The following is a 12,564-nucleotide window of genomic DNA, read 5'->3' on the forward strand; positions in this document are numbered from 1 at the left end:
AGGTGGGGTGCATCCCGTGAGGGTCGGGATGCACTCTGCGAGGTGGGGTGCATCCCGTGAGGGTTAGATATATTCCATAAAAAGAGGGATAGCCAAAGAGATGTGTTTTTTGGGTATCTTATACTGATTGGTTATCGTATCTTTTATGGATATTTATTTTGTATCCTTAATATTTGAAATGATTTAAAGCAGCAAGTCGGTATAAGAGCAAAAAAACTAAAAAATCTACAGTTAAGTGGGATAGTTGTGTATTGTTGTGTGGTTGTTTCTTTTTTTATTTAAAATACACCCTATAAAAACATTTTATAGGGTTATTTAACATATGTATTTGTTACAAAATGATGCTTTTATTTTTTATTAAAATTCCATTTTGACAGAATTATATTTCTGCGAATCTGTTTGTGTATGTGGAAAATGCTGGGAGTGATTCTATATCCTCAATGGATGGTGAGCTGAACAGATACGGGACTATGGATGAAGGTCTGAAAGAAATTGCAAACTTTTATAAGAGTGGAAAAACGTCGTTGAGGTTGATTTTCGGTGGGCTGGTCGAGAATAATTTTCGATGAAGTGCTTGTTGGTGGAAGGGCTGCCTTTAGAAGGTGATTCTCTGTTGGGGATTCTGTATGGAGCGGTTGCTGGTTAGGGCATGGCCGCTGGGGTGTTGCTTGATGATGGTTGTTGTAAGGTGATTTCTTGTAAAATATAGCTGGGAAAGGGGGACCGTGAAATTGGTTACAGGTTGCTGCTCTTTAAATCTGTTGTATGAGTGTCTCCCCATTTTTATCGCATATCTTTAGTAAGAGTGTTTTGCAATGTTTCGTTTGTTATTTGGGAGGTTGTGTGATGACAAAATCCGCTGTCTTGCTATGGGAAGTGAGGGATTATTAAGAGTCCCTACGGTTTGCATAGCCCCAATGAAATGCTAGCAAGTCTAAACAATCTCGTAAGTGATCCGCGAGGGAGTTTTGTTTGCGTTTTGAGGTGCTTAACTCTTTGATTGCTTGACCATAACCAACAACCTTTTCTACAAGTGAATAGCCAAGAACACCGAGGTGAATCTTGATAGTTTTTAAATGGTTGGATGCTTCTATTTGACGTTCAATGGGGTGTGTGTAACCTTGGCTGTTCTCAACTTTTTCCCGCGTGTAGTCAGGACTCATATGGAGATCTGCCTGACTTTGACGCCAGTAAACATAAAAGCGTTCTGCTGCTTTATATTGCGCTTTGCTGATATGCCCTTTTGCGTATAAAAGTGCGATGGGACGGCTTTGTGCATTGGCAATGGCTTTAACGGTGCGCGGGTTGCTGGAACTTTCTGAATGGTGAGACTGAAAATAAGGATTGCTCGTTTCAATAGGGATTTCTTGCGTTTTTAAGTGCCCAATGTGTTGTTTCTCTTTATCTTTGTGGCTCATGTCATTTCTTCTCCTTTAAAAAATTGTCATTTTGTTCTTTGTTCAAAAAATCGGATGTAAGTTGGTCTAGGCGGTTGAGGGGGTAAGCTTTTCTGGATGTTTTCTTGAGTGCAGAATTGGGAATGGGAGTGTTCGTGTGGTTTGTTTTTTTTGAAGGTGGTGGGGAATATGACTGTTACGTGGGGTGTGTTTTTGCAGTGGTTGGCGTTTTTCTGTGTTGTGGGACTTGTCTTTGCTTTGATTTATAGGGGAATGAGGCGGTTGGTGGTTACGCGGGGGAGGTTTTGGAAGTGGGTGGGGTTTGGTTTCATTCTTAGCCTTGTTTCTCGTTTTGTTTATGGGGGAGCGCAGAGTCTTGGTGTGGAATAGCTTTGATTTTCGAATAGGTAGGTGTTTTTCTTTATTTTGGGATTTATCATTCCTCTTATTTATGAGGGAATAAGGTGTGCTCGTGTGGTAGGGGAAGCGTTTTGGATTGGGCGTTCCAAATAACGCCGTGGCGTTAATGGGCGTTCAGAGGAACAGCGATAGCGATAGGTTTGTGGGTCAAACCAGAGACCAATTTTGCCTTCAAAATCACCGGAACGTTGCTTGGCGATATTCATAATTACGCCTGGGCGTTTGGCTAACTCTGATTTTTCTTGCTTGAGGGATGCGGTAAAAATTTTATCTTCTAATGAGCGATTGCGCCAAATGGTGATGATGTTAAAGGCATTGGCACCAATTTCTGAGGCACCTTTAATATCTTCTGTACTTGGGATATCCTTATCTAAACCGCCTTTGCGTGCATGGGCAACAAGATGAATGTGCACTGCGTTTAAAACAGCCCAATCAACCATTTTATAAACCGCTTGTTCTTGTCCGGTATAGTCATCCGAGGAGATGCCAAGCCGCATGAGACTGTCGATAATAAATTGATCGCAGCCATAGCGTGCACGGCAATAGTCAAAGACATCTAGCAATGTGTCCACGCTTGATTTTCCCACATGTTCATAAAGAATCAGTCCATCATCTAAAAAATGGAGTATCCGCTCAATCATCTCTCTTGTGGGTTGTTCTAAGCCTCCCGTTTGTTTTGTTAAACGGCGCAGCGATTGTTCTCCTTTCATTTCTAGTGAGGCTAAACAAAGGCGGCTCTTTTGAGAGATCCAATGGGGAATACAGTCTGATAACAGTTGGCTTTTTCCAGCACCGCTCGCGCCGCTCCATAGCGTTAATTCCGCTGGACGAAAATAAAGTTTGCCGTGGAGTTTAGGATAGGGAACCGTGTAGCCAAGATGCTGTTCAGGTTCTGGCCAAAATAGCCCTATGACTTGATCTTTATAATCTGAGGCACGTCGTAATCCTTCTGGTGCAAAGCTTTTTGCTGACAAAAAGGCTGCTTTTATGGTGTCCGCATCAATTCCTGCGGTTAAACAGTCATTTGCATCCTTACGGGGTAAGCGTACACGGTAGCAGCGGTGACGGCCAAGCCTGCTAGCAATTTCACATGCTGCTTCTTCACCGGGTTTGTCCATATCAGTGGCTAAAAAAATGGTTTCAAAAGGTTCTAAATGATCAAATTCATTTTCAATCCAGTTGTGTTTGCCCCCACCCCCTCCTCCAAACGGTACGGAAAGGGTTGGATATCCGTAGGCGGCTAAAGAAAGTGCATCAATTTCTCCTTCTGTGATGACAATTGTACGGTTTGTTGAAGAAAAAGCGTGGTTGGTGGTGGTGGATGTGTGGTTGGTTGTTGTGGATGTGTGGTTGGTGGTGGTGGATGTGTGGTTTGTGGAGTAAAAAGCTTGCCAACCGAACAAAATCGGTTCACATTGTGCTGCTGTTGGTTTTGGTTTTGCTCCCGCTTGCGCTAACCGTTCTTTTACGAGGGCAAGGGTGCCGTCGGGCTTATAAAAGGGAAAGATGATTTTTTCGCCATCCTCTCCTATGCGGTAGCGCTTTAAAATCTCAAGGGGGATGCGGCGTTCTTTGTGGAGATAAGTTTTTACTAAATTCTGTGGCGTGTTACTTTTGGGAAGGGGAGGGCGTCGATAGGAATGATGAGGGGCCATAAAGGGTTTGGGACGCGTAAGATTGAGGGTAGCGCGGGCTTCTTCTAGTGCTTGAGAAAGGCTGATACTTTTGACTGCACACCATAGGTCTAAAAGATCTCCTCCTTTGCCTTCTGCAAAATCATACCAAAGTCCTGCTTTTTCTCCTCTCAAGCATACCGATAAACTTTGACCAGCTTCACCACGTGTATTGCCTACAATCCAGTTATTGCCCCGTCTGTGCCCTTGTGGAAGCAGCATTTCTGCTATCGTCCCCGCTTGGGAGATAAGCTTTTGTTTGATCTCAAAAATTGTGCTCATGTTAAGATATACGGTAGTTGATAAGACTGCGGTAGAGGGCTTCGTCGTTGCTGCTGCGTGGTGTGAGAGAGGGATGAGAGGAAAAAATCGCAAGTTTTTCCTGCTGTTCCTTTATTCGCTCAATTTCTCGGCGAAACCAGTTGCGCCATGTGGCTTGCCAATCGACTTTAAGCGCTTCTTTGCCACTTTTGGCATGCCAATAATCACGAAATTTCTTTTCTTGCCAACGGGCTTGCTCTTCACTCAAACCTTCTAAAACCGCCGCATTGATATCTGCTTGCCAATCGCTTGGAAGACGGTGCCCTTTAGGGATTGCTCCTTGGGATATTGTCTTGCGGCTCTTGGTTTTGCTGTGTGTCTCGGGGGTGTTTTTTGTGCTTACCTGCAAGATGGCAGGATTTTCGATGTTTGCCATTGGGAGCGAAAGTGAGGGTGAATCGGTGGCGTTTTGTGTGTTTGCTGATGTGGTAAGAAGGCTCTTAGTCTTCTTACTAGAGTTGTGTGATGACTCTCCACCTTCGTTAGCATCAGGAGGGTTTTCTGTGACATCTTGTTGTGATGGCGGGAGTGGAGAAGGTTTTGTAGATGGGAGTGGAGAAGAGGGGTGCGCAGATATTTTCTCCTGCTTTGCTGTAGGAAAAGAAAAAAAGTTCTTTTCTAAAACACCGTTAGGTGTTTCCTTTTCTTCTCCTTTCTGAGCTTCTGAGTTTTGTTCATCATCTCTTGCACTCTCGTTGCGCAGTTGTTGAATCTCAGCATTGATTTCTTTACGTTTTTTTGCCGAAGAACGCCCCGCAAAGGATTTTTGTTCAAGCAATTTTGCTCGCTCTTGAAATACATTTTCACACCGCTTATTCCATAAACCACCCGCTAAATTTAAAATTTTTCCTTCTTCTATTAGCATTTCTAAAGCATTCGTAAAAGTTCGCTTGTCACAACCGCAAAGACGCGCTAAACGTTTTACCGATAACTCTAAAGGACGACCGCGGGCGTACATTTCGTTGAGAAGAATCGTATAGATTCCGATTTCGTGTGCGCGCATTCCGCGAACCCCCCCTAGAAAATCATTCTGATACCAACAAACATAAGGAAGCCTAGATGATTCATAGTAAGGAGTTTCTTGTTGATTGGCGTATTTCATGTTTCAATCTACTTTCTTCTTTTTTATATTTCTCTTCACAATAAAACCGAGAACAGCGTCTTTTATGTATGCATTGACATTTGATTGAAGTTGGAACGCTTGAGTCAAAGTTGTTCAATTTCGTTGCGGTTTATTTTGTTAATTGATGGCGTTTTAGGTATTTCTTTGAAGTTTAATCAATGATTGGACGTGCTTTAAGTGCGTGCAACTTTACAGTTTGAGATTATGTAGATAGCAAAGGATAAATAAGACAATACTTCTAAACCTATGGTCTTTTTGGGGGGGGGCTTTCGGGAGCCCTTTTTGCATTCTTTGGGGTGGTGAATTGCTTTTGTGATTCGAAAATACGCTTGGACCTCCTCAAAAAAGTAAAATTTGTTTACTTAATTTTATCCTTTTTAGAGGATAAAGCAAGTCCATTTTGCAAAAGGACGTGTCTTTTTTTAAAGATGCGCTATATGGTGAAACTATGAATATTGATGGTTGGCGTCAAAGATTGAAAGCAGCATTTGAAAAAAGTGGACGGTCAAAGCGATCTATTTCTCTTGCAGCAGGAAAAGGAGCAGGGTACCTCCACTCCATTCTCTCTGAAGGGAAAGAGCCAACAATTGAGTCACTTGCGCGGATTTGTCATGAAATTAATATCAGTATGAATTATATCCTTTATGGAGAAGGTGCTAGTTCTGAAGATAAAGAATTTATTGAACTTATTTCAAATCTTTCTCCTGAGGAAAGACAGGCAATTCTGACTCTTTTGCGGCGACCAATTGGCGAAGCATCAAAATAATCTCTTTTTGTGTTTTTGAATCAAGAGTGCTCCAGTATTTTATTAGTTCTAAATCACTCATTTTAGCTCTCCTGTCTGTTTGTGATTGCGTTGAGTAAGAACAAATAGAGAACAACACAAAGGCATAGGGTGAATAAAATAATGGCAAGCTTTTATTCATCTGTGCCGTTTGAACGTCATAAAGACTAAAAATATATCTTTTATTGAGGATAAAATATTTGACATATCTCCCATAGAGGATATAAGACTAACGGTATATTCGGCCTTGTCAAGACAAAGCTGTGTTTTATCAACTATCGAAAAGGGGGGAATTATGAAAAATATTCCATTCGTTAAAGAGGATGAAATCCTCATATTTATTTGTGAAGAAGAAAAGAGTGATGCCTATGAGGGACCACTCGACCAAATTGAAGAAGTATTCGAACTTATTGAAGAATACCAAACTGTTCACAGACTCTTGCGCCTCGATCTTATCACACTTCATGCAGAGGATGTGAGTGAACAACTCGCTGATTTTTACGTCGCAAATCATGAAATTGACGAACAAAATACGCAACTCCAGCCATTTATTCTGAATAGTGATGCTTACCATGCTTGTTTAGAGGATAAAGTCGCGCGCGATTATGAAGATAATCTCTATGGCTCTTACGAAAAACAGCATCGTTTGCGCCCATGTGATGTCTTGACTGATTACTGGTGGTGAAAAGTTATGGCAAGTTATCTCAAGACTTTTTATCAGGGAATTCCACTTTACTACGCTGGAAATACCAAAAATACCATCAGACTCGAACCACAAAAACACAACGCAATCCTTTTCATTACACGAGAAGATGCAGAGTGTGTCGCGAAAAATTTGTCTGAAGAATATCTTCGAGATGATTTTTGCGTCGTGTCTGTGCATGATTGAAGAGATTTTTGAGACAATGCATGAAGAGGTTACTTCATTGGGAAGGTATTTTAGCCTTTGACAAAGAGGAGGTGGCTTTAAAGCTTTTTTCGCTGGTGGTGAGAGGGGGGTAGATTTCAGATATTTACCTTAGCTTTTGGGGGAGGTGTTGGTTTGGAGGAGCGGGCAAAGATCATGGGGGAGAGGGGAGGTTTTAGAGGTAGGTTGGGGCGCGTTTAGGGGAGAGGTGTGGGAGAGACGTGTTGGGGGGGAGGAGGAGTCCAAAAAAGAAGCATGAGGGAGGTAAGCTAATGGGTAAGTGTTCTATAGTGGATGTTTCAAAATATGAGAGGGGGTGATTTGAATATCAAGTTTAAAAAAAGTTGCCTCAACGGTAAAGAAAAATAGAATGGGGGAAATATTATGCCAATCATTATCGATTGTATTCAGGGAACAGCTGAATGGAAGCAAGCGCGCAATGGCTTGATTACGGCTTCTTTGTTTGAAATGGTTATAGCACAAAAAAAACAGGGGCAGAAAACTTCAAGATATCATAGTGTTCTGATGAAACTTGCTGGAGAAAGAATCACGGGAAAAACCGTCGATGAGGGGGCAACGCTTTCTATGCGACGCGGAACAGAATTAGAACCAAGTGCGCGCAGACTTTATGGTACACTTACACACACACAGCCTGAATGTATAGGGTTTGTTCTAGCCGATGATCGTATGAAAGGCTTTTCCCCCGATGCTTTTGTTGGAAAAAACGGATTGTTGGAAATTAAAACCAAAAAACCTGAAATTTTAATCCCTCATTTCTACCAAAAGAGTTTTCCAGCAGAACATAAAGCACAATGTCAGGGAGGATTATGGATTGCTCAACGTGAATGGATAGATTTGATGCTCTATTGGCCTGATATGCCACCTTTGATTAAGCGTGCTTATCGTGATGAAGTTTATATTCGAAAACTTGAAAGTGAAATTAGCCGTTTTAATGAGGCTTTGGAGATTATGGTACAGAAAATTAAGTGTACCGATACAGGGTTTGGTGTGAGAATAAAAATTATACGAGAGGGGGATGAAAGAGGGGAGAATGCAAGTAAGGCGCGTATAGGTGGGGGGGGTGGGACAAAAGTGGGGGAAAAGACACGCTCTAGGTTTAAGGAGAGAGCTGTAATAAGGCGGAGAAAATCGGGATCTGTCCAGCGTTAGAAATGTAAAACTATTGAACAAGGGGGGTAAGAGGGCTGTGAGAATATTTTTAGCCGCTTTGTGTGGAAAAGCGATGAGATGTTGGAGAGTATTGGTGTGATTTTGTTTATAATTTTGTAGTTTTGGTTTTGTAGAGCCTAGGAGGCTTTTTGCAGCAGCAGTGGAACTGATAAGCCCGTAAACTGAGAACAGTATTTTAATGGGTAAATGAGAGAAAAAATAAGAATGTGCAGATGTTTTAGAATAGTTAAGAAGATGCATGTTATGCCATTGCCAACAATTGTTAAGGGATGTTGGAAAAGTTATGTAAGGATCATTCTGAGAAATAAGCGAGAGTGCAAGAGTATTAAGAGTATGATAGGGAAGCCTTGAATACGTTGTGAGAGGCTATGAAGATGCGCTGTGCAAATGGTGCTGCGAGAGAGGATTGAACTCTCGACCTCTCCCTTACCAAGGGAGTGCTCTACCACTGAGCTACCGCAGCCCTTTTCAATCTGTGCGCTGTCTTGTGCCATATTGTCATAAAATAGGCAAGAGAGCATTTATGTATTCTTGAAAGAAAACCCTTCTTGTGTCATGACATACACTCCTTATACAAAAGCTATGAGTTGCTTGAAGAGGCTCAACACTGTTCAAAAGGTTGCGCAATGACAGAAATGCATCAAAAACAAAAGCAAGAAAAATTTAATCACAAAGATGAAAAAGCAAAACGGCGCCAAGAAAGGCTGGCTGAACAATTACGTCAAAATCTGAAACGCCGAAAAGAGCAAAGTCGAAAAAAAGCGCAAACAGAGCTTTAAAAAATGTTTCTTACAGCATTTTGCAACCAAATCTCTCAATAGTTCGTTATAGCATTTGGAGTTCGTTACTATTTGAGATTCGTTTTGAAACCATAACAAAGTAACTTCTCGAGATAACTTCTCAAGATAACTTCTCAAGATAACTTCTCAAGGGGGTAAAACCTTTGGAAAGGGAAATACAAAGGGAAAGAGGGAAAACACTATGGATTCTATTCAAATTATTGGTGGGAAAAAACTTACAGGGACTATTCCTATCTCAGGGGCAAAAAATGCCGCATTGCCTCTGATGATTGCGTCACTGCTCACTGAAGAGACTCTTACTTTAGAAAATATTCCCCATCTTGCTGATGTTGAATTGCTTATTCGTATTCTCAATAATCATGGTGTTGGATATGCTGTCGACGGACAGGAAGCTCATCACGATTGTGTATACTCAAGAACCATCCATTTTACCGCGCAAAAAATAGCTACAACACGTGCATCCTACGAACTGGTGAAAAAAATGCGAGCAAGCTTTTGGGTGATAGGACCCTTACTTGCGCGCTGTGGTGAGGCAACTGTTTCGTTGCCTGGAGGATGCGCTATCGGAACAAGACCTGTCGATTTTATCCTTGAGGGGCTCAAAACTTTAGGAGCCAATATTTCTATCGAAAATGGATATGTCCGCGCTAAAGCTTCAAAAGGATTAAAAGGTGCGCATTACCATTTTCCTAACGTCACTGTCGGGGGAACACATGTTATGCTTATGGCTGCAACCATGGCGAAGGGAACAACCATTCTTGATAATGTTGCTTGTGAACCAGAAGTTGCAAATCTTATTCGAACCCTCAACGCTATGGGGGCAAAAATAATCGGTGAAGGAACAACAACTCTCACTATCGAGGGGGTAAAAAAACTCAATGGTGCTAAAATACGTGTCATTGCTGATCGAATCGAGGCGGGAACCTACGCAATGGCTGTTGCTATGACAGGCGGCGATGTGTTTCTCAAAAATGCAAACCCCAGTCATTTGACGAAAGTGCTCAAGGTTCTTCAAAAGACTGGACTCGATATTCAAATAGAACCTCAAGGAATTCAGGTTAAACGAAATCCACAAAAAACAAAAATAATGCCTGTAGATATCAAAACAGGTCCTTATCCTGCTTTTCCAACTGATCTCCAAGCGCAATTCATGGCACTGATGACACGAGCGCAGGGAATTGCGCGGATTACTGAGACGGTTTTCGAAAATCGCTTTATGCATGTTCAGGAACTTACCCGCTTGGGTGCTCAGATAAAACTCAATGGGCAGACAGCAACCATCTTTGGTACAGACAATCTGCAAGGAGCACCAGTCATGGCTACGGATTTACGTGCTTCCGTCTCTCTTGTTATTGCTGCTTTGGCGGCAAAGGGAGAAACCATCGTCAACCGCGTGTACCATCTTGATCGCGGCTTTGAGAGGTTGGAGGAAAAATTAGCCCGCTGTGGCGCTACAATTCAACGCATCACAGTTTAATCCCGTTCGTGCGTTATCTTTTGGGAGGGACTTTGGGGGGCTTTTTCGATGTTTTCTTTGAGGTATTTCTTTAGAGATAGATTCTTATGAATGACTTATTCTTTGGTGGTATCTTTCTTTAAGAGCAAACCCTTTTTGGATAATTTCTTCAGATTACTTTATACTCAATTTTTTTTCGTGTTCTATATCTTATATGACATGTGCTTGTACGCTTTGCAGATCTGTATATTATAGAAAGAGGTAAAAGTTCTTTGAATGTCTTTAAGGTGTATTATGACTTTTATATAAAATATTGTGAGATGTAGACTTTATGATTAACTAGTTGGTGACAACATTTTTAAAGGATTATCAAGCGTTATTGTTTGCACTTGAGGGAGGGAAAGGTTTGCTTCCTGAAACCAGTTTGCACTGTCTTGGAGCCATGATGGAATATCAGTTCCTCCCAGTTGTCCGAGATCTGAACTATAAATTACATTATTAACTTTAGATAATACAGAAAGCATGTCCTCTTTTGTTTGATATCCCAGATAAAAAGTTAAAGCGCATTGTTCTATATAAAGCCAATCATGTTTTCCCAACGCTTGTAATTGTGCCGCAGAAAAACCTGTCATCGGGTTAGCTGGTTGATTTAAGAGGAGTCTACAGTTGCCTTTTTTCGCTACAGCATCTACCAAACGTAGAGTTGCATCTTTAGAGGCGTGTCCAGAAGAGAGAACAATCTCATTGTCAGCAGCAAAAGTTATGAGTTCATAAATTTCTGATCTTAGATGTCCTTTTTCACAGGTGATAGCTGTTGGCTGCTGAGCAAGAAAAGCAGCATAATCATTAGAAAAATTTCGTTTGAGCCGACTACGATGATGTGTTGGTACAATGGTGGGTAAATGTACAAGTAATTTAGGCTTTGAATCAAATTGATAGTGCGCTAAAGCGTGCTTAACTGACAGTAAGCTTAAACCACCTGAGGCATAATTAAGAACAATAGAACCAAAAACAGGTAAATTTTGATCTTGTAATGCTGTGGCAAGTGCAGCTGTACTACCTAAGTGATTTTTTAAAATAACTCCACCTTTATGTTTGGCATAGATTTGTGCAGCTTCATAAGTTGAATATGTTCTGTCAAATAAATCTGGACGTGCGTGATAATGGATATCTAGAAATTTTAACTTCTTACGCCAGAACTGTATGAAACACTCACTCATAATTTTTCTTTCCAAGGAGTTTCATAGCCTTCTTGAAGCCGTATATTTTCAAGCCGTTTTCCTTCCTTAAGCGCAGCCAAAATACGCACTTCGGTTTTATCAACATTTTCAGCACGATGAATGATCTCAGATAACTTTGATTTAGGAAGAATGAGAACACCATTGTCATCAGCAAAAACCCAATCTCCTGGCATAATTTTTATTCCTTCAATCATTAAAGGTACTTGCACAGCTCGTATGCGTGTACGGTTTTTACCAGAAACCATACAAATATTTGTTGTAAAAAGAGGGTAATTTAGAGCCCTAATTTCAGCAATATCTCGAGCAGAACCTGAACAATAATATCCGCATTTTTCTGTAGAAGTGTTTCGAATAAAATATTTGACCGTTATTTATACAGCTTAGCTGTTATTTTGTGTCAAAGAAAGTGCTAGTAAACACAAAGACCTAGAACATCAAAATGGTGCTATATTTAACCTAAACAATAAAAAATGATGTGGAGAATATTTTTACGTTTCTAAAGAGTATCATTTGCGTTTCTCCGTTTGCAAATATCTTTTTAAAACTAACCAAGCTGCGTATTCCTGTAAAACCACACTTAAAAGCGGACGTGTATAGGGAAAAGTAACACGCTCATCACCATAGCCTTTTATCCGTACAGTCATTGTAGCATGTCCAAGGCTTTCTTCTTGGTTTTCTAATATCTCCAAAGAAGGCGATAAGCTCACCTCAACCTCAAGCTGTGGAATACTTTTCGCACTTTTTTCTGTTGACTGAAAATATTTTAAAAGCAGCGGATCATTTGCCAACCAATGAACTTCAACATACATCGCTAATTGTTCACGCGCAGTGGTAATTTCTGCACCAACCAAATATGGGTGAAAATGATTTTCAAATTCTTCGATTAAATGCTGTGCCAAAGGCGCTGATGATTGACCAACCAATTGCACCAGAACATAAGGGCTTTTCCATAAAAAATGCCGTTCAAATGGCTCATTTTCGAGATGACAGTCAACCCAATGCGCAATTGTACTTTCATCAATTCCAATCAAAGTCCACGCATATTGAGCACGCGATACAAGAGAATACTTCTTCTCAGCATGTTCTAAATAATTCTCTAAAAGCGCAAGAGCCTGTGATGGTGGACCAGGCAAAACAACAAGCGTACTTTCAAAACAAGAGAGATAAAACCCTGGTGCTGTACCTGTAGGATTGTTAAGCACGGTTGCTGTTTCTGGAAACAACGCTTGACGCGCATTGCTAGCATCAGGC

13 protein-coding genes and 1 tRNA gene are annotated in these 12,564 nt (G+C 41.1%); 7 read left to right on the forward strand and 7 right to left on the reverse strand.

The window, feature by feature from the left end; genetic code table 11:
• Window positions 1-887: 887 nt before the first annotated feature.
• Window positions 888-1,418 carry a hypothetical protein gene (locus GQO39_RS06390; protein WP_156851453.1) on the reverse strand — a complete coding sequence of 177 codons (531 nt, stop codon included), beginning with the start codon at window positions 1,416-1,418 and terminating at the stop codon, window positions 888-890.
• A 168-nt stretch (window positions 1,419-1,586) separates the two neighbouring features.
• Here GQO39_RS06390 and GQO39_RS06395 point away from each other — a divergent pair, with 168 nt between their 5' ends.
• Complete coding sequence (locus GQO39_RS06395; protein ID WP_156851454.1) at window positions 1,587-1,787, forward strand: hypothetical protein; 201 nt, start codon at window positions 1,587-1,589, stop codon at window positions 1,785-1,787.
• A gap of 59 nt (window positions 1,788-1,846) precedes the next feature.
• On the opposite strand, the gene GQO39_RS06400 is transcribed toward GQO39_RS06395, so the two are convergent.
• Together GQO39_RS06400 and GQO39_RS06405 are read right to left on the reverse strand one after the other, a co-directional pair.
• A complete protein-coding gene (locus GQO39_RS06400; RefSeq protein WP_156851455.1) occupies window positions 1,847-3,772 on the reverse strand; it encodes a toprim domain-containing protein in 1,926 nt (641 codons plus the stop codon).
• Between the two features lies 1 nt (window position 3,773).
• Complete coding sequence (locus GQO39_RS06405) at window positions 3,774-4,913, reverse strand: YdaU family protein (protein WP_156851456.1); 1,140 nt, start codon at window positions 4,911-4,913, stop codon at window positions 3,774-3,776.
• Between the two features lie 469 nt (window positions 4,914-5,382).
• Here GQO39_RS06405 and GQO39_RS06410 point away from each other — a divergent pair, with 469 nt between their 5' ends.
• From GQO39_RS06410 to GQO39_RS06425, 4 genes are all read left to right on the forward strand, one after another.
• Window positions 5,383-5,700, forward strand: a complete 318-nt coding sequence (locus tag GQO39_RS06410) for a helix-turn-helix domain-containing protein (protein WP_156851457.1) — start codon at window positions 5,383-5,385, stop codon at window positions 5,698-5,700.
• A gap of 313 nt (window positions 5,701-6,013) precedes the next feature.
• Window positions 6,014-6,403 carry a hypothetical protein gene (locus GQO39_RS06415; protein WP_156851458.1) on the forward strand — a complete coding sequence of 130 codons (390 nt, stop codon included), beginning with the start codon at window positions 6,014-6,016 and terminating at the stop codon, window positions 6,401-6,403.
• A 6-nt stretch (window positions 6,404-6,409) separates the two neighbouring features.
• Window positions 6,410-6,607 (forward strand): hypothetical protein, encoded by a 198-nt coding sequence (locus GQO39_RS06420; RefSeq protein ID WP_156851459.1) that lies wholly within the window; start codon window positions 6,410-6,412, stop codon window positions 6,605-6,607.
• A 402-nt stretch (window positions 6,608-7,009) separates the two neighbouring features.
• A complete protein-coding gene (locus GQO39_RS06425; RefSeq protein WP_156851460.1) occupies window positions 7,010-7,795 on the forward strand; it encodes a lambda exonuclease family protein in 786 nt (261 codons plus the stop codon).
• A gap of 409 nt (window positions 7,796-8,204) precedes the next feature.
• On the opposite strand, the gene GQO39_RS06430 is transcribed toward GQO39_RS06425, so the two are convergent.
• Window positions 8,205-8,279, reverse strand: a tRNA-Thr gene (locus GQO39_RS06430).
• 163 nt (window positions 8,280-8,442) lie between these two features.
• Between GQO39_RS06430 and GQO39_RS08860 the strand changes: the two genes are divergently transcribed.
• A complete protein-coding gene (locus GQO39_RS08860) occupies window positions 8,443-8,595 on the forward strand; it encodes a hypothetical protein (RefSeq protein ID WP_198039428.1) in 153 nt (50 codons plus the stop codon).
• A gap of 202 nt (window positions 8,596-8,797) precedes the next feature.
• Window positions 8,798-10,093, forward strand: a complete 1,296-nt coding sequence (gene murA / locus GQO39_RS06435) for a UDP-N-acetylglucosamine 1-carboxyvinyltransferase (protein ID WP_156851461.1) — start codon at window positions 8,798-8,800, stop codon at window positions 10,091-10,093.
• Window positions 10,094-10,407: 314 nt separating this feature from the next.
• On the opposite strand, the gene GQO39_RS06440 is transcribed toward murA, so the two are convergent.
• The 3 genes from GQO39_RS06440 to GQO39_RS06450 form a co-directional block, all read right to left on the reverse strand.
• A complete protein-coding gene (locus GQO39_RS06440) occupies window positions 10,408-11,292 on the reverse strand; it encodes a DUF6282 family protein (RefSeq protein ID WP_156851462.1) in 885 nt (294 codons plus the stop codon).
• On the reverse strand, window positions 11,289-11,684 hold the full coding sequence (locus tag GQO39_RS06445; RefSeq protein ID WP_156851463.1) for an RraA family protein: 396 nt from the start codon (window positions 11,682-11,684) through the stop codon (window positions 11,289-11,291). The genes GQO39_RS06440 and GQO39_RS06445 overlap by 4 nt, the downstream gene beginning before the upstream one ends.
• A 135-nt stretch (window positions 11,685-11,819) precedes the next feature.
• A partial coding sequence (locus GQO39_RS06450) for a molybdopterin-binding protein (RefSeq protein WP_198039429.1) occupies window positions 11,820-12,564 on the reverse strand: 745 nt, incomplete at its 5' end.

The sequence above is a fragment of the Bartonella refiksaydamii genome (assembly GCF_902652675.1).
GTDB classification, from domain to species: domain Bacteria; phylum Pseudomonadota; class Alphaproteobacteria; order Rhizobiales; family Rhizobiaceae; genus Bartonella; species Bartonella refiksaydamii.

Coding starts and splice junctions, on each gene's coding strand:
- GQO39_RS06395 (WP_156851454.1), top strand. CDS start 1,587: ATGACTGTTACGTGGGGTGTGTTTTTGCAGTGGTTGGCGTTTTTCTGT.
- GQO39_RS06425 (WP_156851460.1), top strand. CDS start 7,010: ATGCCAATCATTATCGATTGTATTCAGGGAACAGCTGAATGGAAGCAA.
- GQO39_RS06405 (WP_156851456.1), bottom strand. CDS start 4,913: ATGAAATACGCCAATCAACAAGAAACTCCTTACTATGAATCATCTAGG.
- GQO39_RS06400 (WP_156851455.1), bottom strand. CDS start 3,772: ATGAGCACAATTTTTGAGATCAAACAAAAGCTTATCTCCCAAGCGGGG.
- GQO39_RS06415 (WP_156851458.1), top strand. CDS start 6,014: ATGAAAAATATTCCATTCGTTAAAGAGGATGAAATCCTCATATTTATT.
- GQO39_RS08860 (WP_198039428.1), top strand. CDS start 8,443: ATGACAGAAATGCATCAAAAACAAAAGCAAGAAAAATTTAATCACAAA.
- murA (WP_156851461.1), top strand. CDS start 8,798: ATGGATTCTATTCAAATTATTGGTGGGAAAAAACTTACAGGGACTATT.
- GQO39_RS06390 (WP_156851453.1), bottom strand. CDS start 1,418: ATGAGCCACAAAGATAAAGAGAAACAACACATTGGGCACTTAAAAACG.
- GQO39_RS06420 (WP_156851459.1), top strand. CDS start 6,410: ATGGCAAGTTATCTCAAGACTTTTTATCAGGGAATTCCACTTTACTAC.
- GQO39_RS06440 (WP_156851462.1), bottom strand. CDS start 11,292: ATGAGTGAGTGTTTCATACAGTTCTGGCGTAAGAAGTTAAAATTTCTA.
- GQO39_RS06410 (WP_156851457.1), top strand. CDS start 5,383: ATGAATATTGATGGTTGGCGTCAAAGATTGAAAGCAGCATTTGAAAAA.